Origin of the sequence: Thalassococcus arenae, assembly GCF_019104745.1 — a bacterium.
Classification (GTDB): Bacteria; Pseudomonadota; Alphaproteobacteria; order Rhodobacterales; family Rhodobacteraceae; genus Thalassococcus_B; species Thalassococcus_B arenae.
The window spans coordinates 1,979,113-2,005,871 of the sequence record NZ_JAHRWL010000001.1 but is presented as its reverse complement, the minus strand read 5'-3'; the positions used below and the strand labels follow the sequence as shown (position 1 = coordinate 2,005,871).

Here is a 26,759-nt window from a genome sequence, read left to right as displayed (position 1 = left end):
CCCTTCATCTGGCCACAAATATCCTCCGGGGAGCGCGAGGGGTGGAAAACCCCTCGCTCCGCGCCTACCAAGGGCGTGACCTCCTGCCCGGTGCCGCCCGCATGAAATTCCCGCTGTCCTTCGCCGCCCTGTTCCTGTCGGTCATCCTGCTGCAACTGTCCTCGGGCACGGTCGGCCCGCTGGATGCGATCTCGGGCGAAGTGCTGGGCTTTTCCGCCGCCGAGATCGGCATCCTCGGCTCGGCGCATTTCGCGGGGTTTTTCCTGGGTTGCTGGTGGGCGCCGCGATTGATGGGCAGCGTCGGGCATTCCCGCGCCTTCGCCGCTTTCACGGCACTGGGCGCGATGGGACTGCTGGCGCATATGCTGGCCCCTCAGCCACAGCTTTGGGCGCTGTTCCGCGTCGCCACCGGTATCTGCATCGCCGGCTGCTACACCGTGATCGAAGCCTGGTTGCAGGCCGAGGTCACCAACGAGACCCGTGGCCGGATGATGGGCAGCTACCGCATCGCCGACATGGGCGCGTCGATCGTCGCGCAATTGCTGATCGGCATCCTGCCGCCGGCCGATTACATCAGCTACAACGTGCTGGCGATCCTGTGCTGCGCGGCGCTGCTGCCGCTGACGCTGACCACGGCCGCCGCTCCGGTCACACCGGATGCGCCGCGACTGGAGCCGGGGCTGGCCTGGCGCATCTCTCCGCTGGGCGTCGCCGCGGTCCTGGTGGCCGCCTTGTCCTCGGCCGCCTTCCGCATGGTCGGTCCGATCTACGGCACCGGCGTGGGACTGGACACCGACCAGATCGCGCTGTTCCTGGCGGCCTTCGTCGCCGGCGGCGCGCTGGCGCAGATCCCGGTGGGCTGGATCGCCGACCGGTTCGACCGCCGCTGGGTGCTGATCTGGCTGTCGGTCGCCGCGGTCGCGGCCAGCGCGGCCACCGCCACCCTGACCGACCTGCCCAAGGGCGGCATCTTCCTCATGGTCGCCCTGTTCGGCCTGACGACGTTCCCGATCTATTCGGTCGCCGCCGCACATGCCCATGACTTCGCCAATTCAGACCAACGCGTCGCGCTCTCGGCGGCATTGCTGTTCTGGTATGCCGTCGGTGCGATCGCCGCGCCCTACCTGGCCGCCGTGCTGATCGACACCTTCGGGCCGCCCGCGCTGTTCACGATGATCGGGGCGGGCCATGTCGCACTTGTCGTCTTCGGCGTGGTCCGGATGCGCGCCCGCCCGACATCCGAGACCCGCACGAACTATATCTATGCCCCGCGCACGTCCTTCCTGGTGGGCCGCCTGCTGGCGCGGTTCCGTGAACGCGACTGACCGCTGGCATCCCGCGCGACCATGGGCTACATCCGGGCGCGATCTGGACGGACAAGACGGCATATGGCACGGCATCTCATCACCTCGGCGATTCCTTATATCAATGGTGTCAAACACCTGGGCAACCTGGTGGGAAGCCAGCTGCCCGCCGATCTCTACGCCCGCTACCTGCGCGCCCGGGGACACGAGGTGCTGTTCCTCTGCGCCACCGACGAACACGGCACGCCCGCCGAACTGGCCGCCGCCAAGGCGGGCAAACCGGTGGCGGAATACTGTGCCGAGATGTGGCAGGTTCAAAGCGATCTGGCCGAGGGTTTCCGGCTGTCCTTCGACCATTTCGGTCGCTCGTCCAGCCCGCAGAACCACAAGCTGACCCAGCATTTCGCCAAGGTGCTGGACAAGGCCGGGCTGATCCGTGAGGTCACCGAACAACAGATGTATTCCGTGGCCGACGGCCGCTTCCTGCCCGACCGCTATATCGAAGGCACCTGCCCCAATTGCGGTTTCGAAAGCGCCCGCGGCGACCAGTGTGACAATTGCACCAAGCAGCTCGACCCGGTCGACCTGATCGACCCGCATTCGACCATTTCGGGCTCGACCGACCTCGAGATGCGCGAGACCAAGCACCTGTATCTGCGCCAATCCGCGATGAAGGACCAGATCGAGGAATGGATCGATACCCGCGTCGGCTGGCCGGTGCTGACCACATCCATCGCCAAGAAATGGCTGACCGACGGCGACGGCCTGCAAGACCGTGGCATCACCCGCGATCTGGATTGGGGCGTGCCGGTGCAGCGCGGCGACGAACCCTGGCCGGGGATGGAGGGCAAGGTCTTCTACGTCTGGTTCGACGCGCCCATCGAATACATCGCCTGCGCGCAGGAATGGGTGGACGCGGGCAAGGGCGACGACTGGGCGCGCTGGTGGCGCACCGACAAGGGCGCCGAGGATGTCCGGTACACGCAATTCATGGGCAAGGACAACGTGCCCTTCCACACGCTGTCCTTCCCGGTCACCATCCTGGGGTCGGGCGAGCCGTGGAAGCTCGTGGACTACATCAAGTCGTTCAATTACCTGAATTACGATGGCGGCCAGTTCAGCACCTCGCGCGGTCGCGGGGTGTTCATGGACCAGGCGCTGGAAATCCTGCCGGCGGATTACTGGCGCTGGTGGCTGCTGTCCAACGTGCCCGAAAGCTCGGACAGCGAATTCACCTGGGAGCTGTTCCAGACCGGCGTGAACAAGGACCTGGCCGATGTGCTGGGCAACTTCGTCAGCCGCGTGACCAAGTTCTGCAGGTCGAAATTCGCAGAGGCCGTGCCCGCAGGCGGCACACCGGGCGAGGCCGAAGCCCGGCTGATCGCGGACCTGAGTGCCAAGGTCGCGGAATACGAGCGCCACATGGAAGCGATCGAGATCCGCAAGGCCTCGTCAGCGCTGCGCGCCGCCTGGGTGCTGGGCAACGAATACCTGCAAGAGGCCGCACCCTGGGCCACGATCAAGGAAGACCCCGACAAGGCCGCGATGCAGATCCGACTGGCACTCAACCTGATCCGGCTCTACGCGATCCTGTCCGCGCCGTTCATTCCCGACGCAGCCGCCGCGATGCGCGCCGCGTTGAACACCGACGACGCCTGGCCCGACGACGTTGCATCGGCCTTGCAAGCCCTGCCGGCCGGTCACGCCTTTGCCGTACCGGACAACCTGTTCGCCAAGATCACGGACGACCAGCGCGAGGACTGGCAGGCCCGCTTTGCCGGCAAACGCGACTGACCCGCACGCGGCCGCCCGACATAGCGCGGCGCCCGCGCTGCTGGCGACTGTCGCCTTGCCGCCGTCCGTTCTCGGGCCATATCGACGCGCATGCCCGGCAATGACGACACCGAAGCCGCCAGCAAACGCGATCTGAACAGCGGCCCTGTCGGCCATGCCCTGTTCCGCGTATCGGCCCCGATGAGCATCGGAATCCTCGGCGTTCTGAGCGTCGGACTGGCCGATGCCGCCTTTCTGGCCCGCGCAGGGCAGACCGAACTGGCGGCCATCGGGTTCATCTACCCCGCCATCATCGCGCTGACCTCGCTTGCCATCGGCATGGGCGCAGGCACCTCTGCGGTGGTCAGCCAGGCTTTGGGCCGGTCGGGCGGTTCGGACGAAACCAGCGCGCGGCTGGCCCTGCACGCGCTGATCTTCGCCTTCGCGCTCGGCATCGCCGTGGCCTTGGTTTTTCACTTTGCCGCGCCTTTCGTCTTTCGACTGATGGGCGCAAAAGGCGCGGTGATGGAGGGCATATTGACCTATACGCCCTGGTGGTGCGCCAGTTTCGCGCCCATGGTGGCCGGCATGGGTCTGAACGCGGTGTTCCGTGCCGGCGGCGAAAGCCGGATCGCCGCCACGGTGATGACGCTGCAATCGCTCATCAACATCGCTCTCGACCCGATCTTCATATTCGGATTCTGGCTGGTGCCCGCCTTGGGGATCGAAGGCGCCGGCATCGCCACGTTCATCGCCCGGCTGCTGGGCGCCGCGGGCCTGCTGGTCTTTGCCATGCGGACCGGCCGGCTGTCGCTCAGCCGCGACTGCCTGCGTGGTCTCGACAAGACCCTTGCGCGGGTCACCCGGATCGGCGCCCCCGCGGCGCTCTCCAACGCGATCAATCCACTGGGCCTGTCCTTCGTCACCGCCGCGGTGGCCACTCTGGGTGATGCGGCGGTCGGTGGCTTCGGCGCCGCGACGCGGGTCCAGTCGCTGTTCTTCGTGCCGATGCTGGCGCTTTCGGCGGGCATCGGCCCGGTGGTCGGGCAGGCCTGGGGCGCCGACAGGCGCGACCGGGCACAAAGCGCCACCGCCTTGACCTTTCTCGTGTGCCTGGGCTACGGCGCCGTGCTGTGCGCAGCGCTTCTGGCCTTCGCGCCCTGGGTCGCACAACTGGTAACGAATGGCGAAGCGCCGGCCGGATACGCATCGCAATACCTGCGATGGGTCTCGGTTGGCTTTTTCGGCTACGGCATTCTGGTCACCGCGAACGCCGCGATGAATGCCCGCGACCGCGCGCTCTGGTCGATGAGCCTTTCGGCAGGACGCATCGTGCTGGTCTACGTGCCGCTGGCCTGGGCCGGGGTAATGGTGTTCGGCTATGCCGGCATCCTGGGCGCGGCCTTGCTGGCCAATCTGCTGGCCGCGGCTGCGGCGATCCTGTTGTGTCGCGCGGTCGGGCTCTTGCCACGGCAGCCCGAACCTGTCGAGACTGCGGCACAACGCTTGCCAGGCGATTGACAGCCCCTGCACCGCTTGTTACCCCCCGCGCCTCATCCTCGAGGGTTCGACATGGCACGCAGGCGCAAGGGACGCGACATTTCCGGCTGGCTGATCGTGGACAAGCCCGCGGGGATCACCTCGACGGCCATCGTCAACAAGGTCCGCTGGGCGCTCGATGCGAAAAAGGCCGGACATGCCGGCACGCTCGATCCCGAGGCGACGGGCGTTCTGGCGGTGGCGCTTGGCGAGGCGACCAAGACGGTGCCCTACATCACCGATGCGCTCAAGGCCTACCGGTTCACCGTCCGGCTGGGACAGGCCACCAACACCGACGATGCCGAAGGCGAAGTGATCGCGCAAAGCGACCTGCGCCCCGACGACGCGACGATCAAGGAAGCGCTGCATGGCTTCGTGGGTGAAATCATGCAGGTCCCGCCCGCATTCTCGGCGGTCAAGATCGACGGTGAACGCGCCTACAAGCGTGCCCGCGCCGGCGAAGAGGTGGCGCTGGACGCCCGGCCGCTCTGGGTCGAGGAACTGGTTTTCACCGACCGGCCGGATGCCGACCATGTGGAACTTGAGATGACCTGCGGCAAGGGCGGCTATGTGCGCGCCATCGCCCGCGATCTCGGTGAATTGCTGGGCTGCCACGGCCATGTCACCACCCTGCGCCGGATCTGGTCGGGCCCGTTCACGGCCGAGGACGGCATCACGCTGGACACCGTCGAAGCGCTGGCGCGCACGCCCGAGCTGGACGCCCGCCTGCTGCCGCTCGAGGCCGGTCTGACCGACCTGCCGGAACTGCCTGCCACACCCGAAGGCGCAGACCGCCTGCGGCATGGCAATCCCGGCATGGTGATCGCGGCCGATGTCGACTACGGCGACGCGGCCTGGGCATCCTTCGAAGGCAAACCGCTGGCGGTGGGCCGGTTCAAGGCGGGGGAATTGCACCCCGACCGGGTGTTCAATCTCTGATCCGCGCGGTTTGCGGGATGGCGGGTGGGGCGTCATCGCGGATGCGATGCGCGTCGCCCGATCATCCCAGCATGCCCAGCCAGCGCCGCAGCGCGTCCAGCGCTTCTGGTTCGTCAAGGAACGGAATATGCCCGCGCCCCGGCACCTCGGTGGCGATCATGTCGGGCCGGCGCCGGCGCATCTCGGCAAAGGTCTCGGCCGCGAGCAGGTCGGAATTGGCACCCCGGATCGCACAAAGCGGCAGACCGGCCAGCGCGTCGAACATCGGCCACAGATCCGGCGCGGGTTGCGCACCGCCGCCCAGGACCGCGTCGCGCAGTTTCGGATCGTAGGTCAGCCCAAGCCCTTCCGGCGTTTGCACGAACAGCCGTTCCGCCTCTTCCAGCCAGCGCGATTTCGGCACGCCAACGAAGCCGGTCAGCAGTTCCTCGCGCCGCGCTGCGACCTCGGCATGGGTCTTCTGCGGCGGCACCCGGCCCAGATAGCCCTTGATGACGTCAAGCCCGGTATCCGCGATGTCCGGCCCGATATCGTTCAGCGCCACGCCCAGCAACCTGTCCTTGGCGACCATTGCCAGCAGCATCGCGATCAACCCGCCGCGCGAGGTGCCCAGCACCGCGGCCTTTTCGAGGCCCAGATGGTCCAGCAATTCCAGCGCATCGCGCCCCTCGATCGGGATCGCATAGCTCTCCCACGGACCCCAGTCCGACTTGCCGCGCCCACGATAGTCCAGCCGGATCAACCGCACGCCGTCCAGGTGCGGTGCGACGAAATCGAAATCCCGCCCGTCGCGGGTCAGCCCGGCCAGGCACAGCAACGGCAGCCCGTCGCCCTGGTCGGTGAAGTGCAGCGACAGTCCGTCGGACGTGGTGAAACGCGGCATCAGGCGAGCTCCGGGATCGTAGTCAGGTCGGCAAGCACATGCTGCGGGCGGCCCGGCAGGTTGTCGACCGGCTCGCCCCGCCGGTTGACCCAGACCGTCTGAAAGCCGTAGGCGGCCGCCCCGGCGGCGTCCCAGCCGTTGGACGACACGAAAAGCACCGCTTCCGGCGCGCAGCCGAACCGCGCGCCGACCATGTCGTAAACCGCGCGGGCCGGCTTGAAGATACCGACCGCCTCGACCGACAGGACCGCGTCCAGGTAGGTGCCGATCCCGGCGCTGTCGACCGCGCCCTCCAGCATGTCCGGGCTGCCGTTCGACAGGATCGCGCAGGCCTTGCCCGCCGCCTTGAGCCGCGCCAGCATCTCGGGCACTTCCCTGTAGGGCGCCAGTTCCCAATACAGCGCCAGCAGGGCCTCGCGCAGTTCAGGGTCGTCCTGGCCCGCCTTGGCCAGCGCCCAGTCCAGCCCGTCCTTGGTCACCTGCCAGAACGGCACGTAGTCGCCCGTCACGGCCCGCAGCCAGCTGTATTCAAGCTGCTTGCGCCGCCAGTCCTCGGCCAGCGCGGGCCAGGTTTCCGCGATCGCCGCGCCACTTGGCGTCTCGGCCAGCTTGCGGGCGGCGGCGGCCACGTCGAACAGCGTGCCATAGGCATCGAATACGCAGATCTGGGCCATCGGCTTCTCCCTCTTTGACGGCAAACTGGCACGCGCTCGATCAAAGGGAAACCCCGATGACTTGCGCGGCTTTCGCACCCGCGCCATCCGCGATACATCTCGTGAAAACCACGGGAGGTGATCCATGCAAATGGCAGAACTGGGCGATATCCGCCTGCATTACCGCATCGACGGGCCAGAGGACGGCGCGCCGGTGGTCTTCGCCAATTCTCTGGGCACCGATCTGCGGCTTTGGGACCCGATCCTGCCGCACCTGCCCGCGGGTCTGCGCATCCTGCGTTACGACAAGCGCGGGCACGGGCTGTCGGATGTGCCGCAAGGCCCCTACACGATGGGCGCGCTGGTGCATGACGCGGAACGGCTGATGGACCTGACGGGTTTCAGGGACGCGGTGTTTATCGGCCTGTCGATCGGCGGGTTGATCGCGCAGGGGCTGGCGGCCAAGCGGATGGACCTGTGCCGCGCCGTGGTGCTGTCCAATACCGGCGCCAAGATCGGCACGCGCGAGATCTGGGACGATCGCATCGCGCAAGCCACCAATGGCAGGCTCGAGGCCGTGGTCGATGCCACGATGCAGCGCTGGTTTTCCGATGCGTTCCGCCAGACCGGCGAATTCCACGCCTGGCGCAACCTGTTCCTGCGCACGCCCGTCGCGGGCTGGACAGGATGCGGCGCCGCCATTTCGGGCACCGATTTCTACACGCCAACCGCCGCCTTGCGGCTGCCGGCGCTCGGCATCGCCGGCTCCGAAGACGGTGCGACCCCTCCGGACCTGGTGCGCGAAACCGTGGGTCTGATCCCGGGATCGCAGTTTCATCTGATCCGCGGCGCAGGCCACCTGCCCTGCGTCGAAAAACCCGGGGAATACGCCGCGCTCCTGACCGCTTTCCTCAAGGCTCAGGGCCACGCCTGATGGCGGATGTCCTGCTGATCCACGGCTCGGGCCACGGCGCCTGGTGCTGGCGCGACGTGGTCCCGGTGCTGACCCGTCTGGGACACCACGCCCGCGCCATCGACCTGCCCTCGCATGGCGCCGACCGCACGCCGGTCAATGACGTCACGCTGGACGGCTACACGCAGGCCATTCTGGAGGCGATGGATGGCCCGACCGTCCTGGTGGGTCATTCCATGGCGGGCTACCCGATCAGCACCGCCGCCGAGGCCGCCCCCGACCTGGTGACGCGGCTGATCTATGTCTGCGCCTACACGCCCTGGCCGGGGCTCAGCCTGGCCGACATGCGCAAGCTGGCGCCGCGCCAGCCTCTGCTTGAGGCGGTGATCCGATCGGAGGACGGCAAGAGTTTCACCATCGACCCGGCCAAGGCGCGCCGGCTGTTCTACCACGACTGCCCGGACGAGGCGGTGGCCCATGCCTTGGCGAACCTCTGCCCGCAGGCCATCGCGCCACAGGCAACACCGGTGACCCTGGGCGCGGGTTATAGCCGGGTGCCGCGCAGCTACATCCTGTGCGAGGACGACCGCACGATCCCGCCGGAGTTCCAGCAGGACATGGCCGCGCGGTTCGACCCACGGGACGTGCACCGCCTGCCGGTCTCGCATTCGCCCTTTTTCGCCATGCCGGACCGCCTGGCCCGGCTGATCCACGATCTGATCTGAGGCCGTCATGCCCGCCACACCCTTCGACTCCGCCCATCTTTCCGGCCTGTTCGACGCGGGCGAGGTTGCGCGGCTGTTTACCGACAGCGCCGAAATCCGCGCATTGATGCTGGTCGAGGGCACGCTGGCCAAGGTGCAGGGCGAAGCCGGGCTGATCCCCGACACCGCCGCCCGCGCGATCCATCGCGCCAGCCTGGAATTGCAGATCGACCCCGCCGCCCTGGCCGGGCCGACGGCGCAGAACGGCGTCTGCATACCGGCTCTGGTCGCGGCCTTTCGCAAGGAAATGAACGCGCCCGACCACGCGCAATACCTGCATTGGGGGGCCACGTCGCAGGACATCCTCGATACCGGGCTGATGCTGCGCCTGCGCCAGGCGCTGAGCCTGATCGCGGCCGACCTGGACGCGACGCTTGAGGCCCTGGCGACACTGGCCGAAACCCATGCCGGAACGCCGATGGCGGCGCGCACCTGGGGGCAGATCGCGACGCCGACCAGTTTCGGCGCGGTGGCTGCAGGCTGGGGCTGGCCGCTGCTGGACGTGAAACGCGCCTTGCCGGGCCTTTGCGACCGCGCGCTGGTGGTATCGCTGTCAGGCGCCGCCGGCACCGCGTCGGAACTGGGTCCGACTGCGCCGGTCTTGCGGGCCGCGCTGGCCCAGGCGCTTGGGCTGACCGATCCGGGGCGCAGCTGGCACGGCGACCGCACGCCGGTGATCGAGATCGTGCATTGGCTTGCGCGTCTGACCACCGCACTCGGCAAGCTGGGCGAGGACCTGATCCGCGCCACCCAGTCCGGGATCGCCGAAATCGCCCTGTCCGGCGCGGGTGGATCGTCGACCATGCCGCAGAAACAGAACCCGGTCGGACCGTCGCTGTTGGTGGCGCTGGCGCGGCACAACGCGGCGCTGCTGCCGTTGCTGCATCAACCGCATTTGCAGGCACGCGACGGTGCCGCTTGGATGGGTGAATGGCTGGCCTTGCCGCAGATCGTTCTGGGGGCCGCAACCGCGATCCGGCAGTCGCGGACACTGGTCGAGACGATGGCCCCCCTGTCCGACGCGATGCGCGCCGCGTTGACGGCCTCGGGCGGCCTCGTACTGGCCGAAGCGCTGAGCTTTGCGCTGGCGAACACGATGCCCCGGCCCGATGCGCAAGACACGGTCAAGGCGCTGTGCGCCTCGGCCCTGCAAAACGGCCGGCCGCTGTCCGACCTTGCCATGTCCCTTTACCCGGACCTGCCCGCGGATTTCTTCGACCCCACCGGCCATATGGGCCAGGCGCCGGAGGATGCCCGCGCCTTCGCACAGGCGGTCCGGTCCGCGACGTAACCCCTTTTCGCCCCAGTCCGCGGCGACTAGCCTGCGTCGACCGGGGCGCGCCTGCCCCAGCAACCGACGGCCCGACATGCGCCTGCCCGTGATCTTCATCCTGGTGACCGTGCTGATCGATGCGATGGGCATCGGTCTGATCATCCCGGTCATGCCCGACCTCATCCAGGAGGTCACCGGCGGCACGCTGGACCGCGCGGCGCTCTGGGGCGGAGTGATGTCGACGGTGTTCGCCGTGATGCAGTTCCTGTTCGGCCCCATCATCGGCAACCTGTCGGACCGCTACGGCCGCCGCCCGGTGCTGCTGGTGTCGCTGGCGGTCATGGCGCTGGATTACGTGGTGATGGCGGTCGCAGGCACGATCTGGTTGCTCCTGGCGGGTCGGGTCGTCGGCGGGATCACCGCCGCGACGCAATCCACCGCCACCGCCTACCTGGCCGACATCGCCGAGCCGGGCAAGAAGGCGCAATATTTCGGCCTGATCGGCGCGGCCTTCGGGCTGGGCTTCGTGCTGGGCCCGCTGATCGGCGGCCTGCTGGGCGAATTCGGCACGCGCGCGCCGTTCTGGGCCGCCGCGGCGCTGGCGGCGCTGAACGGCATCCTTGGCTGGTTCGTGCTGCGCGAAACCGTGACCGACGACATCCGCCGCCCCTTCGAGTGGCGCCGCGCCAATCCGCTGGGGGCGTTCCGCAGCCTCGGGCAATTGCCGGGGGTCGGGCGCGGGCTGGTGATCTTCCTGCTCTACAACATCGCGTTCAACGTCTACCCTTCGGTCTGGGCCTATTTCGGACAGGCCAGCTTTCAGTGGGATGCCGGCATGATCGGCCTGTCGCTGGCGTTGTTCGGCGTCGCGATGGCGGTCGTGCAGGGCTGGCTGATCCGCTACATCATCGCCTGGCTCGGCACCCGGGGCACGGTGATCTACGGGTTGGTTTTCGACGTCGCGGCCTTTGGTGCCATCGCTTTCGCACCCTCGGGCGCCGTGGTGCTGATCCTGACTCCGCTGGCCGCATTGGGCGCGGTCATAACGCCCGCGCTTCAGGCCATCCTGTCACAAGAGGTCGGACCGCAGCGGCAGGGTGAATTGCAGGGCGCCATCACCTCGGTCGCGGCCATCGCGATGATCGTGTCGCCGATGATGATGACCTCGGTCTTCGCCGCCTTCACAGCGCCCGGCGCCGCGCTGTTTTTTCCCGGCGCGCCCTTCCTGCTGTCGATCCTGCTGGTTCTGGTGGCGCTGGCGGTGTTCCTCTGGCCGCCGCGGGCCACACGCATGGCGTGACGTCACGCCGCGACCGACCCGCGCCGTGTCGCAATCGGGCTTGCCAGAGCCCGGCGGCCGCAGCACGGTCGGGGCCAATGAAGGAAGGCCGGACATGACCCATATCCAAGCCGCCGTTTGCGTCGAACATGGCAAACCGCTCGTCATCGAAACGCTGGAGCTGCGTGCGCCGCTGGCGGGCGAGGTCGAAGTGACGCTCGAAGCCGTGGCGATCTGTCACTCCGACATCTCTTATGCCGACGGCGCGTGGGGCGGCGACCTGCCGGCGGTCTTCGGGCACGAGGCCGCGGGCCGCGTTACCGCGCTTGGCCCCGGCGTGACCGGGCTGAAGACCGGCGACCGGGTAACGGTGACCCTGATCCGCGCTTGCGGCAGCTGCGCCTCTTGCGCCGGCGGCAAGCCCACGGTCTGCCTGACGCCCAACACGGCGGCGTCGCCCCTGTCACGCCCTGATGGCACCCCGGTCATCCAGTCGATGAATTGCGGCGCCTTCGCGGAAAGGGTCGTGGTCGACCAGAGCCAGGTCGTGAAACTGCCCGAGACCATGCCGCCCGAGGCCGTGGCCCTGCTGGCCTGCGGCGTCATCACCGGCATCGGCGCGGTGGTGAACGCGGGCCGGCTGCGCGCAGGCGAAGACGTGGTGGTGATCGGCGCGGGGGGTGTCGGGCTGAACGCCATCCAGGGCGCCCGTATCGCCGGCGCTCGCCGTATCGTCGCCGTCGACATGAGCGACGAAAAACTGGCCATGGCGCGCGAATTCGGCGCCACCGACGGCGTGCTGGCCACCAAATCCCGCCCCTGGGAACGGGTGGCGCGGATCCTGGGCCGCGGTGCGGACCTGGCGGTCGTCACGGTGGGCGTCATCCCCGCCTACAACGACGCACCGCGCTACCTCGGCTGGGGCGGGCGCATGATCATGGTGGGCATGCCGCATTCCGGCGCGATGGCCGAATACGAACCGGTGATCCTGGCCTACATGTCCCAGGGCATGGTCGGCTCCAAGATGGGCGACGTGGTGATCCAGCGCGACATCCCCTGGATGGCCGATCTCTACGAGCAAGGACGGCTCAAGCTGGACGAACTGGTGTCCGGCCGCTGGCGGCTCGACCAGATCAACGAGGCCATCGCAGACACCAAGACCGGCGGCGCCAAGCGCAACGTCATCCTGTTCTGAGCGATGTCAGCCGGGCCCGAAAACGCCATCCCAGCCAAAACCCACGATCGCCCGCTCGTCGCCGCCCAGCTTGCGGTACAGTGCCAAGGCAGCCCGGTTGTCCGGTTCGGTGCCCAGCCAGGCGCCCACGCAGCCGACGCCACGCGCGTGGTCGATCAGGCATCGGCTGACCGCCGTGGCATGGCCGCGCCGCTGGTGGCCGTCGCGCGTCCCGACTTCGTTGATGAACAGCGATGGCGCCTTGTCGGGATGCAGCAGCACCGTGCCCGAGGCGAAGGACAGGATCGTGCCATCCGCGATCGCCACGGCCATGTGGTGCAGGTCGCTTTCCAGAAACGCCACCACCTGCACGGGGTCGACCGGGTTGTCGAAAAGCCCTTGCGGTTGGGCCGAGACCAGCGCCAGATCGGCCGGGGTCACCATCCGTACTTGCATCCCGCTCCGCTCCCGTCGTGAGGTACGACCATGAAACTGACCGATTGCGACGTGATTGTCACCGCACCCCCGGCGCCGGGCTGGGGCGGGCGGTACTGGATCCTGGTCAAGCTGACCACCGATGACGGCATCACCGGCTGGGGCGAATGTTATGCCTCCTCGGTGGGGCCCAAGGCGATGCAGGCGGTGATCGAAGATGTCTTCGCGCGCCATTTCGCAGGCGAAGATCCGCATCGGATCGAGCTTTTCTTCCGCCGCGCCTATTCGGCGGGTTTCACGCAACGGCCCGACCTGACGGTGATGGGCGCGTTCTCCGGGCTCGAGATCGCCTGCTGGGACATCCTGGGCAAGGCAGCCGGCAAACCCGTGCATGCGCTGATGGGCGGACATCTGCGCGACAGCGTGCGCGCCTATACCTATCTCTACCCGCTGCCGCAGCACCCGGTCGCGCCGTTCTGGACGTCGCCCGCCATGGCGGCCGAGGCAGCGGCGGATTGCGTGGCGCGCGGCTATACTGCGGTCAAGTTCGACCCCGCCGGGCCCTACACGATCTTCGGCGGACACCAGCCCGCACCCACGGACATCGCGCTGTCGGTGGCCTTCTGCAAGGCGATCCGCGACGCCGTCGGCGACCGGGCCGATCTGCTGTTCGGCACGCACGGCCAGTTCTCGGTGCCCGGCGCGATCCGGCTGGGCAATGCCATCGCACCCTATGACCCGCTATGGTACGAAGAACCGATCCCGCCGGACAATTTGCTGGAATTCGCGCAGGTTGCGCAGGACCAGCCGGTGCCGCTGGCGACCGGCGAACGGCTGACCACCCGCGCCGAATTCGCGACGTTGCTGCGCGCGGGCGGCGTGCGCATCCTGCAACCCGCGCTCGGCCGCGCCGGCGGGTTGTGGGAGACCCGCAAGATCGCCGCGATGGCCGAAAGCTTTGGCGCCGAGATGGCCCCGCATCTCTATGCCGGCCCGGTGGAATGGGCCGCCAACATCCAGCTGGCCGCCTGCATTCCCAATCTGCTCATGGCCGAGAGCATCGAGACGGATTTTCACCGTGACCTGATCGGCGGCGCCATTTCGGTCGAGAACGGATTCATCCCGGTGCCCACGGCGCCGGGTCTCGGCATCGAGATCGACGAGACCCTGGCCCGCGCCCATCCATTCACCGGCGACGGGCTGCATCTTCAGATGCAGGAGACGCCCTGCGACTATCATGGCAAGAACGCGTTCGAAGGCGGTGCTCCCCCGAAAGAGACGTGATCTCGCATTTTGGATTCAGCATTGGTATAGAGGGGGTATTCTGAATCTGGATCTGCACCCGTGACCTTTGATCTTTCCCCTCCGCCGCCCAAGGAAATGGCAGCCAATGCCCAGGATGCGGCAGCGTTTCTGAAGACACTGGCCCATGAGGGCCGGCTGATGATTCTCTGCCACCTCGGTTCGGGCGAAAAATCGGTGGGTGCATTGGAAGACTTGCTGCAGATGCGCCAGGCAGCCGTCAGCCAGATGTTGGCGCGGCTTCGCGAAGAAGGGCTTGTTCAGACCCGGCGCGAGGGCAAAACGATCTATTACAGCCTGGCTGGCGAAGACACGAGCCGCATCATCGCGCTGCTGTACGACATTTTCTGTTCCGACAAGGGGTGCTGATCCGGTGACCGGACGGCCCGAGACGGTTTTCACCGGCTCCGATCTCTGCCGCCTGACCGCGCGCGAGGCAGTGGCCTTGCTGAAAGCGCGCAAGGTTTCCCCGAACGAGTTGATCACCGCAAGCCTGGCCCGCACCGCGCAGGTCGATGCGACCGTCAACGCCCTGCCTACCCTGTGCGAGGATCGCGCGCGGGCTGCGGCGGCGAAGGTCGATCCCGACAGCCTGCTGGCCGGACTGCCCTTTGGCGTCAAGGATCTGAACCCGGTCGCTGGCGTGCGCACCACCTGGGGCACCCGGGCCTTTGCCGACCACGTCCCGACCACGACCGACCCCGTCATCGCCCGCATCGAGAGGCGCGGCGGTATCGTCACAGGCAAGACCAACACGCCCGAGATGGGCGCCGGCGCCAACACCTTCAACGCGGTGTTCGGGCCCACCTTCAACGCCTGGGACACCCGGCTGAACGCCGGCGGCTCGTCCGGCGGCGCGGCGGTGTCGCTGGCCACCGGGCAGGCCTGGCTGAGCCACGGGTCCGATCTGGGCGGCAGCTTGCGCACCCCGGCCAGCTTCAACGGCATCGTGGGCCTGCGCCCCTCGCCCGGGATTGTCGGCAGCGGGTCGGCCGCCGACACGTTCAACCCGATGCCGGTCGACGGACCGATGGCGCGCACCGTCGCGGATGTGGCGCTGTTTCTGGATGCGATGGCCGGGTTCGACCCGATCTCGCCGCTGTCCTATCCGGCGCCAGAGACGTCCTATCTGGCGACCTGTCTCGCCGATCCCGGTCCAGTCCGGATCGCCTTCTCACCCGATCTGAACGGCCTGGGCCCGGTGACAAGCGAGGTCGCCGATGTGTTGCGCCGGGGTATGGAGACCGTGCAGGGGCCGGGTATCCACGTTGTCGAGGAAACGCCGGACATACGCGACATCGACCGCACCTTCCGCACCCTGCGCGCGCTCGGCTTCTGGACATCGGCCCGGATCACGCCGGACCATGTGACCCGCCACTACAAGCCGACCCTGCAGCAGAACATCGCCGAAGGCCGCGCTCTGACCGTCGACGAGGTCGCCGAGGCGCTGGTGGCACGGACCAAGGCCTACGAAGTCATGCGGGATTTCCTGGCGCGGTTCGATGTGCTGGCCTTGCCGGTCAACGGCATCGCACCCGGACCGCAGGAGCAGGAATTCCCGCCCGAAATCGCCGGCGTGCCTTCGCGCGACTATCTCGACTGGTTGCGCTTCGCCTTCGTCGCCACGCTCTGCGGCCTACCGGCGCTGTCCCTTCCGATCGGCTTCACGCCCTCGGGGATGCCCTTGGGGATCCAACTGATCGGCCCGCCGCGCGGTGAAGGGCGCTTGTTGCAGATCGCCCGCGTGCTTGAAGAGCGTCTGGATCTGCGTCTGGTGCCGATCGACCCGATCGTCAAACCCTAGGAAAAACGGGCCGCGCAGGCGGCCCGCTCGGTAAAGATCACAAGGTGCGGGATCAGGCTGCGGCTTCGGCCTTTTCCGCCCATTCCCAAGGCCGGGTGAATTCGCCCAGCACCTGGCTTACCTGATCGGCATCGGCGCCCTTGCGGTCCAGTTGGGCGACCAGCCCGCGTTTCTTGTCGTCGATCACCGACACGACGCGCGCCGGCGATCCCGCCTTTTCCAGCGCCGCATTGTAGACCCGGGTGATGGCATGCTTGCGCAGGTCGGGTTTGAACACCTTGCCGACGGCGGTCTTGGGCAATTCGCCGAGGATCGTCATGTGCTTGGGGTGCGCGGCGCGTTCGTGGACATGCACCTTGCAATGCTCGATCAGCTCTTCCTCGGTGACGCTGGCCCCGGCCACCAGCTCGACAAAGGCGCAGGGCAGTTCGCCCGCGTGGCTGTCGGGCTGGCCGATGGCGCCGGCAAAGGCGACGGCCGGATGCGCCAGCAACGCCTCTTCGATTTCCGCCGGGTCGATGTTGTGACCGCCGCGGATGATCAGATCCTTGGCGCGGCCGGTGATCCACAGATAACCGTCGGGATCGATCCGGCCCAGATCGCCGGTACGCAGGAACAGGTCGGCATGGAACAGGTCTTTGTTCTTGTCCACCTCGGTATAGGTCGAACCGGCATAGACGCCGGGGTTGGCGACACAGATTTCGCCCACCTCGTCGGCGACGCATTCGCGCGGGCCATCCGCGGTCTGCTGGATGATCTTGACCTCGGTATAGGGAAAGGGGATGCCGACCGAGCCGACCTTCTTGTTGCCGTCCGGCGGGTTGCAGGACACCAGGCAGGTCGCCTCGGTCAGACCATAGCCCTCGACCACCGTCACGCCGGTGGCTTTCTCGAAGCGCCGGAACAATTCCAGCGGCAGAGGAGCCGAGCCCGAGAACGACGTCTTGACCGTCGAGACATCCGCATCGACCGGCCGTTGCATCAGCGCCGAGATCGCCGTGGGAACGGTAATGATGAAGGTGATCTTCCAGCGCTCGCACAGTTTCCAGAAATTGTCGAACACGCCTTCTCCGCGATAGCCCTGCGGCGTCGGAAAGACGACATGCGCCCCCGATGCCAGCGACGCCATCAGGATCACGTGCACCGCGAAGACATGGAACAGCGGCAGCGGGCAGATGATGTTGTCCTCTTCAGAGAACAGCAGCCGGTGGCCCAGCCACCCGTTGTAGATCATGCCGGAGTAGAGGTGCTGCGCGACCTTGGGCATGCCTGTCGTGCCGCCGGTGTGGAAAAAAGCCGCGACCCGGTCGCCGGTGCTGTCGGCGAATTGCAGCGTCTTGGGCTGCTTGGCCATCTCGGACACGAAATCCTTGACGTCGGCGTGGTGGTTGCCCGGGTTCTTGGGCCGGATCAGCGGCACGATCCACGACTTGGGCGGCGTCAGGTAGCGGTTGAGGTCGATCTCAAGAACCGTGTGCACGCGCGGCGCGTGGCGCACCGCCTCGGCCACCTTCTGGGCCACATCGGTCTTGGGAAAGGCCTTGAGCGTGACGACGACCTTGGCGTCGGTTTCGCGCAGGATGGCGCCGATCTGTTCGGGTTCCAGCAGCGGGTTGATCGGGTTGGCGATGCCCGCCACCATGCCGCCCAGCAGCGTCGCGATGGTTTCGTTGCAATTCGGAAGGACATAGGCGACCACGTCCTTTTCGCCGATCTTCAGGCTGCGGAACAGGTTCGCCGCTTGCGCCGTCATCTCCTGCAACTGTCGCCAGGTCAGCGTTTCGGCCTTGTCCTTGGGTCCGGAAAGCAACTGGTAGCTGACCGCGGGACGATCGGGAAAGGCAGCGGCGGTCTTGCTCAGCTGCGCCCAGACCGTTTTCGGCACGTCGCGTGCCTCCCACGGCATTTCGTTTTCGATCGAATCGCGATCGGCCATGCTGGCATAAGCCATGGCGCCTCCTCCCCTATGTCTGGTCCCGTTCTCGGGCGGGCCCGTCTCCCCTTTTCTTGCGCGCCAGTGTGATGAGGAACGACCCACCGCGCAAGAGGATCGGACGCTGCGGCAGCATCGCTGTGACGCAGCGTTTCGGACGGATCGGCGAGATCCCCAGGAAGCGTTACTCGGCTGCCAGACCGTCGGTGAATTGCAAGCGCGCCAGCCTGGCATACAGCCCGCCCTCGGCAACCAGCGCGTCATGGCTGCCGGTGGCGACGATACGGCCATCGTTCATGACGACGATGCGGTCGGCTTTCTTCACCGTGGCCAGGCGGTGCGCGACGATGATCGTCGTGCGGCCCTGGGCCAGTGTGTCGACCGCCTGCTGCACGGCGCGTTCGCTCTCGGCGTCCAGCGCCGAAGTCGCCTCGTCCAGCAAAAGCACAGGCGCATCGCGCAAAATGGCGCGCGCGATGGCAACGCGCTGTTTCTGCCCCCCCGACAGCATCACGCCGCGTTCGCCCAGCCAGGTGTCGTAGCCATCGGGCAGATCAGCGATGAAATCATGCGCGGCGGCAGCGCGGGCGGCGGCCTCGATCTCGGCATCGCTGGCGTCGGGGCGGCCAAAGCGGATATTGTCGCGCGCCGAGGCGGCGAAGATCACCGGGTCTTGCGGCACCAGCGCCAGATGGGCACGGAAATCGGTGCGGCGCATGGCGTTCAGCGGCACACCGTCCAGCCGGATTTCGCCGCCGGTCGGATCGTAGAACCGCTGGATCAGCTGGATGATCGTCGTCTTGCCGGCGCCGGACGGCCCGACAAGCGCCACGGTTTCCCCGGGTTGCACATGCAGGTCAATGCCGTCCAGCGTCTGCACGCCGGGCCTTGCGGGATAGCTGAAACTGACCTTGTCGAAAACGATCTCGCCGCGCACCGGTTGCGCCATGGGCAAAGGATCAAAGGGGTCTCTGACGTCGTCCTCGACCGTCAGCAGTTCCACTAGCCGTTCGGTCGCGCCTGCGGCGCGTTGCAGTTCGCCGAAGATTTCCGAAAGCGCCCCCACCGCGCCGGCGACCATCACGGAATAGATCACGAACTGGATCAACGTGCCGGCACTGATCGCCCCCGCGCGCACATCCCACGCGCCGACCCACAGAACGCCGACGATCCCGGTGAAGACCAGAAATATCACGATCGCCGTCATCAGCGCGCGGGTCCAGATTCGCCGCCGCGCGGCATCGAAGCTTTTTTCGGTGACGTCCCCGAACGCCGATTGCGACAACGCCTCGTGGGTGTAGGACTGCACCGTCTGTACGCTGGTCAACGCCTCGGAAGCATTGCCGGACGACGCCGCGATCCAGTCCTGGTTCTCGCGGCTGAGCTTGCGCAGTTTTCGACCCAGCACAAGGATCGGCACGACCACGGCTGGCACGATCAGCAACACCAGGGCTGTCAGCTTGGGAGAGGTGATGAGCATCAGCACAATGCCGCCCACGAACAACAGAAGGTTGCGCAACGCGATCGAGATGGATGAACCGATCACCGACAGGATCAGCGTCGTGTCGGTGGTGATCCGGCTCAGAACCTCGCCGGTCATGGTCTTTTCATAGAAGGATGGCGAAAGGCCTATGACGCGGTTGAACACCGCCTTGCGGATATCGGCGACGACCCGTTCACCAAGCCGCGTGACCAGCGCGTAGCGCAGCGCGGTGCCAAGCGCGAGCGCGGCGGCGATGGCCAGCGCGGCACCGAAATAGAGGTTCAGCAATTCGCCGGACTTGGTGTTGAAATTGTCCACCACCCGGCGCACCGCCATCGGCAGGATCAGCGACACGGTGGCCGTCGCGACCAGCGCCGCGATGGCCGCCGCCATCAGGCCGCGATACGGAAGCAAGAACGGCCACAACTGCGACAAGGCCCGCAGGTTGCGGGATTTCTCGCGCTCGTCCTGTGCCTTTTTCGGCTGCGTGTCGTTGGCCATGTACGGTCCTTGCAAAGCGTCAGGGTGTTTTGCCATCTCAGCGCGACGCGTCAAGCGCCGCTTTGACGCGGCTGACGCGCAAGATCGTTCATCTGGCGGAGAAAGCTGGAGCGGGCAGCGGGAATCGAACCCGCACCAAGAGCTTGGAAGGCTCGTGTGATACCATTTCACCATGCCCGCCTGGTGGCTCAGGCTTATGTCAGCACCCCGGCCACGTCAAGCGTGGGGCGCGGGCTCAGGCGGCGACCGGTGCGATCAACTGCGGACCGCTGGCACGGTTGGAATTGACGGCCCGGTCGACGCGGTGCAGGCGCAGGGCGTCGGCTGGCGCGGCCTTCATCAGCGCCGCGGCGCCGTGCCCGCCTTCGCCAAGCCAAAGCGCCCAGTCCGCGGGTGCCAGGATCACCGGCATGCGATGATGGATTTCGGCCACCGGCCCTTGGGCCGCGCAGGTCACGATGGCGCAGGTCCTGTGTGCCTCGCCGTCGCGTTCCCAATCCTGCCAGACCCCGGCCATGACCATCGGCCCGTCATCGGCGGGGTGGATGAACCAGGGATAGCGCGTGCCCTCTTCGTCCTTGGTCCATTCGAAAAAGCCGCTGGCCGGTATCAGGCAACGCCGCGATCGGGCGGCGGCTTTGAAGGCGGGCTTCTCGGCGATGGTTTCGGCGCGCGCGTTGATCAGCAGCGGACCGCCATTGGTGGTCTTGTACCAGTGCGGAAGAAAGCCCCACCGCATCGCGGTCAGGCGCCGATTGCCATCCTCGCTCATCACCGCGTGAACGCGGTTGGTGGGGCAGATGTTGTAGTTCGGAACCTCCGGCAGATCGTTGCCGGGCACGGCATCGAACAATTGCGCCATCGCATCCGGCGGCAGGGTCAGGGCGAAACGTCCGCACATGGGATCAGCCTAGCGCAGCATCCCGGAATAGAGAAGCAGACCCCAGTTCAGCAACGGCGCTTCGACCTTCGACCACAACGCGCCGAAGGCCAGCGGGTCGAGCCCCGCGCCGGCGGCGATCCGGGCCAGATCGCGCCGGCCGTCGATGTCGGCCAGCAGCACCGCGGCTTCGCGCGGCAGGCGCAGCTCCGCCTTGACGCCGTCGCTGCTCACCGGAAGCGATTTGCCCTGCGCCACCGCTTGCGCCAGGACCCGAGGCGCCACACCCTTCAGGTGCGGAACCAGCGTCCGGTCGCTGCCGCTTGCCGGCTTTCGGGGATCGCCGGACGGCACCGCATAGGCGACATGCACCCGGATCGTGCCGGTCAGCTTTTCCGCCAGCGCCATGGCGGTCACATCGTCCATGCCGGCGGGTCGGTCGGTGATGCGAGCCAGGTCGTAGAGGGCCGGCGTGGTGAAACCCTGCAACCGCCATCCCGTGTCCGACAGCACGCCGGCCAGTTCCGTCACCGAATAGGCACGGTCCTGGCCATGCAACAGAAGATCGTAAAACCCTGCATCGCTCGCACGGTGATCGCCGAGATTGGGATTGGCGGCAAAGGGATGGCCCGAGGGCAGGCCGGCAACGATCGCCTTCGCCCGCTTCAGCCTGTCCTGTGCGGACAGCCCCGCGAACAGGACGCCGAATGCCTCTTGCAAGGGATAGACGCCGGACCGTCCGTAAGGCGCGTAGACCATGAACCCCATGCCACCACCCGGCGCCAACGCGGCGCGCAGGGCGCGAAAGCCCTGCGGCGGATCGGGCAGGTGATGCAGCACGCCGCAGCAGTCGATGTAGTCGAAAGACCCATGATCGGGCGCATCCAGCAGGCTGGCAGTGTGAAAGGCGATACCCGTCAGACCGCGCGCCGCCGCGCGGGCCTCGGCAACGGCCCGTGCCCTGGTCGACAGGTCAAGATAGGTGATCTCGAACGGCTTGCCCGCCTTGGTCAGCAATGTGGCCAGCTGGATCAGCCCGTCCCCGGTGCCGCCCCCCGCCACCAAAACGCGCAACGGCTGCGACCAGTCACGTTTTCCACCGAACAGGTAATGGTCGATCTCGAGCGGATGAGAGGGCGAACCGGTGACCAGGCGCGTCGCCTCGTCCGCCGGATCGCGTTCGGGATAGGGATAGGCGTCGTAATGTTCGGTGACCGTGACCATGCCGCTGTCATGGCATGGGCGGCGCGGGATGGAAAGCCGGGTGGGGCTCTGCCCCCGGCCCTGCGGGCCTCCCCCGGAGTTTACCTTGCAAGATGAAAAAGGGACGGCGCGCCCGGTTGGCCAGGCGCGCCGCCGGAGCGTTATTTCTTGGTGATGCGGCCGTCGGTATAGGGCTTGAACGGTCCCGTCTTGGCCAGGAACTCGGCGGTGACGTCGGCCAGGTCGGGGCCGAAATCATAGGCGTTCTGGGCATCGCGGAACATCGCATAGCCGTCGCCGCCATTGCGGACATAGTTGTTGGACACCACGCCATAGACCTTGTCCATCTCGATCGGCGCACCGCCCACCATCACGTCGGACACCCGTTCGCCGGCGGGCTTGGTCGCGTCGAAGGCATAGCTGAGCCCCGCCACCTGGGGGAAGCGGCCTGCGCCTTCCTCGATCTGGCTGACGCCGTTTTCCAGCGCCGCGACGATGGTCGCACCGGTCACCTGGAAGGTCGACAGCGTGTTCTGGAACGGCAGCACGGTCAGCACCTCGCCCATGGTGATGGGGCCGGCGTCGATCGACGCACGGATGCCGCCGCCGTTCTGGATGGCGATCTGGATGCCCTGGTCCTTGACCCGGTCGAGCATCGCATCGGCGATGAGCGACCCCATCGGGCATTCCATCGCCCGGCAGACCGACCGGTCGCCCTCGATGGCTTCGGCGGCTTCGGCCACGACCCGGTTGCGGATTTCTTCCAGCGGCACCGCGGCTTCGGCGATACGCGCCTTGGTCGCCTCGTCCTCGGCGACCGCGGCATCCATGATGATCGGCGCGCCGACCGCCTCGGTGATGACACCGGCATCATCGAAGGTCACGTTCAGTTCGCCCAGAAACTTGCCGTAGGCGTAGGCCTGCACGATCGCGGTGTCGCCCACCATCGTCGGATAGGCGCCCGCCGCGCCTTCCATGTCGCCCAGCAAGGTGTTCGAATGGCCACCGACGATCACGTCGACACCGGTTGTCTGCTCTGCGATCCGAAGATCGGTGTTGTAGCCGGAATGAGACAGCACGATGATCTTGTTCACGCCTTCGGCAGTCAGCCTGTCGACCTCGCCCTGAACCGCCGCGACCGGATCGGTGAAAGTCACGTTGGGGCCGGGGCTGGCCAGTTCATCGGTATCCTCGGGCGTCAGCCCGATCATGCCGATCTTTTCGCCGCCGCGTTCGATCACCACCGATTTCTGGATCGCGCCAGCCAGCAGCGGTTCGCCCGAAATGTCGGCGTTGGACATCAGGATCGGAAATTCCACCGCGTCGACAAAGCCGCGCAGTACTTCGGGGCCGTCGTCGAATTCGTGGTTGCCGACGGTCATACCGTCATAGCCCATCTGGTTCATCATCTCGGCGGCCAGCTTGCCCTTGTAGTAGGTGTAGAACAGCGTGCCCTGGAATTGGTCGCCGCCATCCACGAGGATCGAGTTGTTCGACCGCGCGCGCGCCTCGCCGATTGCCGTCATCAGGCGCGCCGAACCGCCAAAGCATTTGCCCTCGGCATCATCCTCGGCGCTGCATCCCGAATCGAAACGGTTGATCGGCTCGAACCGGGCGTGGAAATCATTGGTGTGCAGGATGGTCAGCGTGTAATCGGCGCTGGCCACACCGGCCGTCAGCGCAAGTGCCGCTGCGCTGGTCAAAAGTCGAATGGTCATGGGAATCCTCTCTGTCGGGTTATTATCTGGGGCGATGATGTCCCTGCCTGCGGCCGGTGTCAAAAACTACGCGAGGGCAAGGCGCTCGTCCCGGCGGCTTGCCGGTGACAGAGGCACTTGACCGCGATTTCCCGGCGCGGCATGGGTCGGACATGCTGATCTACAAAATCCTGCGCGGCCCGGAATGGGATGCGCTCCGGTCGCAGGGCGAAACGCCCGGCGCGCCGGTCGACATCGCCGATGGCTATGTCCATTTCTCGACCGCGGAACAGGCGCGCGAAACCGCCGCCAAGCATTTCGCAGGCGCCGACGGTCTGATGCTGGCGGCGCTCGAAACCGACCGCATGGGCGACGCCCTGAAGTGGGAGCCGTCCCGCGGCGGTGCGCTATTTCCGCATTACTACGGCCCGCTGACCCTGGCCCATGTGGTCTGGGCGCAGCCGCTGCCGCTTGGGCCCGATGGCCATGTCTTCCCGGACGGGTTTTCATGAGCCATATCGACCCCACCCGCGCGCAGTTCGACGCGTTCAAATCCCTGCCCCGCGATCACCCGATAGAAATGTTGAACCTCGTCCGCTTGCGCGACACGGCCGACTATCCCGGCGACCACGCCCTGGCCGATGCCGGGCTGACCGGCGCGCAGGCCTATGCCCGTTATGGCGCCGAAAGCGCGCCGGTGCTGGCGCGACTGGGCGGGTCGATCCTGTGGCGCGGCGGGTTCCAGACCACCCTGATCGGCCCCGACGACGAGAGCTGGGATCACGTGTTCATCGCCCGCTACCCCTCGGCGCACGCCTTTCTGGCCATGGTCACCGACCCGGCCTACCGCGCTGCCGTCATGCACCGGCAGGCCGCGGTTCTGACCTCGCGGCTGATCCGCTGCGAACCACGCGGCAGCGGCGAGGTGTTCGGATGAAGGCCGTCGAACAATTGGGCCTGGCACTGCTGCGCCGCTTCGATCCCGAAACCGCACACGGGCTGGCGCTGAAGGCGCTGCAGGCCGGTGTCGCCCCGTCGCCTGGGCTGGTGACGTCCGACCGGCTGCGCTGCACGCTGGCCGGGCTGAGCCTGCCCAACCCGGTTGGACTGGCAGCGGGGTTCGACAAGAACGCCGAGGCGCTGCTGGGGCTCAGCCGCGCGGGCTTCGGCTTTGTCGAGGTCGGCGCAGCGACACCCCGCCCGCAGCAGGGCAATCCGCGCCCGCGCCTGTTCCGCCTGACCGAAGACCGGGCCGCCATCAACCGCTTCGGCTTCAACAACCAGGGGATGGAAGCCATCGCCACCCGGCTGGCCCGCCGCCCACGCGACATGGTGCTGGGCCTGAACCTTGGGGCCAACAAGGACAGCACCGACCGCGCCGCCGATTTCGCCACCGTGCTGGCGCATTGCGGCGCGCACCTCGATTTCGCCACCGTCAATGTCAGTTCGCCCAACACGGAAAAGCTGCGCGATCTGCAAGGCAAGGACGCGCTGGCCGCGCTGCTGGGCGGGGTGATCGACACCCGCGACGGGCTGGCACGGCGCATCCCCGTCTTTCTCAAGATCGCACCCGACCTCGATGACGCCGGCCTGCGCGACGTGGCCGAGGTTGCCTTGGCCACCGGCATCGACGGCATCATCGCCACCAACACCACGCTGGCGCGCGACGGGCTGCAATCGCTCCATGCCGGCGAAAAAGGCGGCCTGTCGGGTCAGCCGCTGTTCGATCGCGCGACCCGCGTTCTGGCGCGGCTGTCCGAGTTGACGGGCGGCACCCTGCCGCTGATCGGCGTTGGCGGTGTCGGCTCGGCCGAACAGGCCTACCAGAAGATCCGCGCCGGGGCCTCGGCGGTGCAGCTCTACACCGCGCTGGTCTTCGGCGGCCTCGGTCTCGTACGCGAGATCGCCGAGGGGCTGGACGCGGCCTTGGCTCGCGACGGTTTCGCAACCGTCGCCGAAGCGGTCGGCACCGGACGAAAGGACTGGACATGATCCTCTGGCACAACCCCCGCTGTTCGAAATCGCGCCAGGCTTTGGCCCTGCTGGAACAGCAAGGCGCGGATGTGGTCGTGCGGCGGTATCTCGACGATCCGCTATCCCCCGACGAGCTGCGCACCGTTCTGACGGCTCTGGGGTTGCGCGCCATCGAGCTGATGCGGGTGAACGAGCCGGAATTCAGGGCGATGGGCCTGTCGCGCGACGATGACGACGCGACGCTGATCGACGCGATGGCCCGGGCCCCCAAACTGATCGAACGCCCCGTGCTGATCGTCGGCGACCGCGCCGTCATCGGGCGTCCGCCCAAGCGCGTGCTGGACCTGCTCTAGATCCGCGGAACCGCCTTGGCAGCCTGCGCCGCGGCGACGAACGCGGCGATCTTGCCCGCGTCCTTCACACCGGGTGCCGATTCCACACCGGACGACACGTCGACCTGGCGCGCCCCGGTCAACGCCACCGCCTCGGCCACGGTGTCGGGCGTCAAACCGCCTGCGAGCATCCATGGCTTGGCCCAGCGTTTGCCCGCCACCAGCCGCCAGTCGAAGGCAAGTCCGTTGCCGCCCGGCAGATCCGCTTCCGGCGCGGGCTTGGCATCTATCAGGATCTGGTCGGCCACCTGGGCGTAACGGCCGATTTCCGGCAAATCGTCCGCGGTCGCGATACCGACCGCCTTCATCACCGGAAGGCGGAAGCGCGCCTTGATCTCTGCCACCCGTTCGGGGGTCTCGTGGCCATGCAACTGCAACATGTCCAGCGGCACCGTCGCGGTCAGCGCGTCGAGGAACCCATCATCGGCATCCACCACCAGCGCCACCTTGGCCAGTCCCGGGGGCGCGTACAGCGCCAGGCTTCTTGCCGCAGCGAACTCCAGATGCCGGGGGCTTTTGGCGAAGAAGACAAATCCGCCATAGGCCGCACCGGCCGAAGCGGCCGCCTCGATATCGTCGGGCTTGGTCAGCCCGCAAATCTTGACCCTGACGTCCGGCATGACGGTCCGTTCTTCTCTGGTTGGAAAATATCCCGGGGGAG

25 protein-coding genes and 1 tRNA gene are annotated in these 26,759 nt (G+C 67.1%); 16 read left to right on the top strand and 10 right to left on the bottom strand.

Annotated elements, in window-relative coordinates; all coding sequences use genetic code 11:
* Window positions 1-101: 101 nt before the first annotated feature.
* The 4 genes from KUH32_RS09995 to truB all read left to right on the top strand — a co-directional run bounded on the left by KUH32_RS09995 (window position 102) and on the right by truB (window position 5,555).
* Window positions 102-1,325 carry an MFS transporter gene (locus KUH32_RS09995; RefSeq protein ID WP_217777876.1) on the top strand — a complete coding sequence of 408 codons (1,224 nt, stop codon included), beginning with the start codon at window positions 102-104 and terminating at the stop codon, window positions 1,323-1,325.
* 63 nt (window positions 1,326-1,388) lie between these two features.
* Complete coding sequence (metG, locus tag KUH32_RS09990) at window positions 1,389-3,098, top strand: methionine--tRNA ligase (protein WP_217777875.1); 1,710 nt, start codon at window positions 1,389-1,391, stop codon at window positions 3,096-3,098.
* A 90-nt stretch (window positions 3,099-3,188) separates the two neighbouring features.
* A complete protein-coding gene (locus KUH32_RS09985; protein WP_217777874.1) occupies window positions 3,189-4,598 on the top strand; it encodes an MATE family efflux transporter in 1,410 nt (469 codons plus the stop codon).
* A gap of 51 nt (window positions 4,599-4,649) precedes the next feature.
* The gene (gene truB, locus KUH32_RS09980) at window positions 4,650-5,555 is read left to right on the top strand and encodes a tRNA pseudouridine(55) synthase TruB (protein WP_217777873.1); all 906 of its coding nucleotides are present in this window, start codon (window positions 4,650-4,652) and stop codon (window positions 5,553-5,555) included.
* Window positions 5,556-5,616: 61 nt separating this feature from the next.
* On the opposite strand, the gene KUH32_RS09975 is transcribed toward truB, so the two are convergent.
* Both KUH32_RS09975 and KUH32_RS09970 read right to left on the bottom strand, forming a co-directional pair.
* On the bottom strand, window positions 5,617-6,438 hold the full coding sequence (locus tag KUH32_RS09975) for an alpha/beta fold hydrolase (protein WP_217777872.1): 822 nt from the start codon (window positions 6,436-6,438) through the stop codon (window positions 5,617-5,619).
* Window positions 6,438-7,112, bottom strand: a complete 675-nt coding sequence (locus KUH32_RS09970) for a haloacid dehalogenase type II (protein WP_217777871.1) — start codon at window positions 7,110-7,112, stop codon at window positions 6,438-6,440. The genes KUH32_RS09975 and KUH32_RS09970 overlap by 1 nt, the downstream gene beginning before the upstream one ends.
* Before the next feature lie 124 nt (window positions 7,113-7,236).
* On the opposite strand from KUH32_RS09970, the gene pcaD reads away from it, so the two are divergent.
* The 5 genes from pcaD (at window position 7,237) to KUH32_RS09945 (ending at window position 12,515) form a co-directional block, all read left to right on the top strand.
* Window positions 7,237-8,025 carry a 3-oxoadipate enol-lactonase gene (pcaD, locus tag KUH32_RS09965; RefSeq protein WP_217777870.1) on the top strand — a complete coding sequence of 263 codons (789 nt, stop codon included), beginning with the start codon at window positions 7,237-7,239 and terminating at the stop codon, window positions 8,023-8,025.
* Complete coding sequence (locus KUH32_RS09960; RefSeq protein WP_217777869.1) at window positions 8,025-8,729, top strand: alpha/beta fold hydrolase; 705 nt, start codon at window positions 8,025-8,027, stop codon at window positions 8,727-8,729. Before pcaD ends, KUH32_RS09960 begins: the two co-directional genes overlap by 1 nt.
* A 7-nt stretch (window positions 8,730-8,736) precedes the next feature.
* On the top strand, window positions 8,737-10,059 hold the full coding sequence (locus KUH32_RS09955) for a lyase family protein (protein WP_217777868.1): 1,323 nt from the start codon (window positions 8,737-8,739) through the stop codon (window positions 10,057-10,059).
* A gap of 76 nt (window positions 10,060-10,135) precedes the next feature.
* A complete protein-coding gene (locus KUH32_RS09950) occupies window positions 10,136-11,341 on the top strand; it encodes a TCR/Tet family MFS transporter (protein WP_217777867.1) in 1,206 nt (401 codons plus the stop codon).
* Between the two features lie 94 nt (window positions 11,342-11,435).
* Entirely contained in the window at window positions 11,436-12,515 is a 1,080-nt protein-coding gene (locus tag KUH32_RS09945) for an alcohol dehydrogenase catalytic domain-containing protein (RefSeq protein ID WP_217777866.1), read from the top strand.
* Window positions 12,516-12,521: 6 nt separating this feature from the next.
* Here KUH32_RS09945 and KUH32_RS09940 read toward each other — a convergent pair whose 3' ends face one another.
* Entirely contained in the window at window positions 12,522-12,950 is a 429-nt protein-coding gene (locus tag KUH32_RS09940) for a GNAT family N-acetyltransferase (protein ID WP_217777865.1), read from the bottom strand.
* Between the two features lie 30 nt (window positions 12,951-12,980).
* Between KUH32_RS09940 and KUH32_RS09935 the strand changes: the two genes are divergently transcribed.
* From KUH32_RS09935 to KUH32_RS09925, 3 genes are all read left to right on the top strand, one after another.
* Window positions 12,981-14,213 (top strand): mandelate racemase/muconate lactonizing enzyme family protein, encoded by a 1,233-nt coding sequence (locus KUH32_RS09935; RefSeq protein ID WP_217777864.1) that lies wholly within the window; start codon window positions 12,981-12,983, stop codon window positions 14,211-14,213.
* 96 nt (window positions 14,214-14,309) lie between these two features.
* On the top strand, window positions 14,310-14,600 hold the full coding sequence (locus KUH32_RS09930) for an ArsR/SmtB family transcription factor (RefSeq protein WP_217778393.1): 291 nt from the start codon (window positions 14,310-14,312) through the stop codon (window positions 14,598-14,600).
* Between the two features lie 4 nt (window positions 14,601-14,604).
* Window positions 14,605-16,035 (top strand): amidase, encoded by a 1,431-nt coding sequence (locus KUH32_RS09925; protein WP_217777863.1) that lies wholly within the window; start codon window positions 14,605-14,607, stop codon window positions 16,033-16,035.
* Window positions 16,036-16,087: 52 nt separating this feature from the next.
* Here the strand turns inward: KUH32_RS09925 and KUH32_RS09920 are convergent, their stop codons facing one another.
* From KUH32_RS09920 to KUH32_RS09895, 6 genes are all read right to left on the bottom strand, one after another.
* The gene (locus KUH32_RS09920) at window positions 16,088-17,986 is read right to left on the bottom strand and encodes an acyl-CoA synthetase (protein WP_217777862.1); all 1,899 of its coding nucleotides are present in this window, start codon (window positions 17,984-17,986) and stop codon (window positions 16,088-16,090) included.
* Between the two features lie 166 nt (window positions 17,987-18,152).
* The gene (locus KUH32_RS09915; RefSeq protein ID WP_217777861.1) at window positions 18,153-19,952 is read right to left on the bottom strand and encodes an ABC transporter transmembrane domain-containing protein; all 1,800 of its coding nucleotides are present in this window, start codon (window positions 19,950-19,952) and stop codon (window positions 18,153-18,155) included.
* Window positions 19,953-20,058: 106 nt separating this feature from the next.
* Window positions 20,059-20,132 (bottom strand) — tRNA-Gly (locus KUH32_RS09910).
* Window positions 20,133-20,187: 55 nt separating this feature from the next.
* On the bottom strand, window positions 20,188-20,853 hold the full coding sequence (locus KUH32_RS09905; protein WP_217777860.1) for an SOS response-associated peptidase: 666 nt from the start codon (window positions 20,851-20,853) through the stop codon (window positions 20,188-20,190).
* A 9-nt stretch (window positions 20,854-20,862) separates the two neighbouring features.
* Window positions 20,863-22,056, bottom strand: coding sequence for a class I SAM-dependent methyltransferase (locus tag KUH32_RS09900; RefSeq protein ID WP_217777859.1), 1,194 nt, complete (start codon window positions 22,054-22,056; stop codon window positions 20,863-20,865).
* A 140-nt stretch (window positions 22,057-22,196) separates the two neighbouring features.
* A complete protein-coding gene (locus KUH32_RS09895; protein ID WP_217777858.1) occupies window positions 22,197-23,753 on the bottom strand; it encodes a bifunctional metallophosphatase/5'-nucleotidase in 1,557 nt (518 codons plus the stop codon).
* A 152-nt stretch (window positions 23,754-23,905) separates the two neighbouring features.
* Between KUH32_RS09895 and KUH32_RS09890 the strand changes: the two genes are divergently transcribed.
* From KUH32_RS09890 to arsC, 4 genes are read left to right on the top strand one after another with little or no spacing between them, the layout of a single operon-like run.
* Window positions 23,906-24,244, top strand: coding sequence for a DUF952 domain-containing protein (locus tag KUH32_RS09890; protein WP_217777857.1), 339 nt, complete (start codon window positions 23,906-23,908; stop codon window positions 24,242-24,244).
* On the top strand, window positions 24,241-24,669 hold the full coding sequence (locus tag KUH32_RS09885) for a DUF1330 domain-containing protein (RefSeq protein ID WP_217777856.1): 429 nt from the start codon (window positions 24,241-24,243) through the stop codon (window positions 24,667-24,669). Before KUH32_RS09890 ends, KUH32_RS09885 begins: the two co-directional genes overlap by 4 nt.
* Entirely contained in the window at window positions 24,666-25,724 is a 1,059-nt protein-coding gene (locus KUH32_RS09880) for a quinone-dependent dihydroorotate dehydrogenase (protein ID WP_217777855.1), read from the top strand. Before KUH32_RS09885 ends, KUH32_RS09880 begins: the two co-directional genes overlap by 4 nt.
* On the top strand, window positions 25,721-26,059 hold the full coding sequence (gene arsC / locus KUH32_RS09875; protein ID WP_217777854.1) for an arsenate reductase (glutaredoxin): 339 nt from the start codon (window positions 25,721-25,723) through the stop codon (window positions 26,057-26,059). The genes KUH32_RS09880 and arsC overlap by 4 nt, the downstream gene beginning before the upstream one ends.
* Here arsC and KUH32_RS09870 read toward each other — a convergent pair.
* Complete coding sequence (locus tag KUH32_RS09870) at window positions 26,056-26,718, bottom strand: phosphoribosylanthranilate isomerase (protein ID WP_217777853.1); 663 nt, start codon at window positions 26,716-26,718, stop codon at window positions 26,056-26,058. The two genes, arsC and KUH32_RS09870, sit on opposite strands and share 4 nt — an antisense overlap.
* Window positions 26,719-26,759 lie beyond the last annotated feature (41 nt).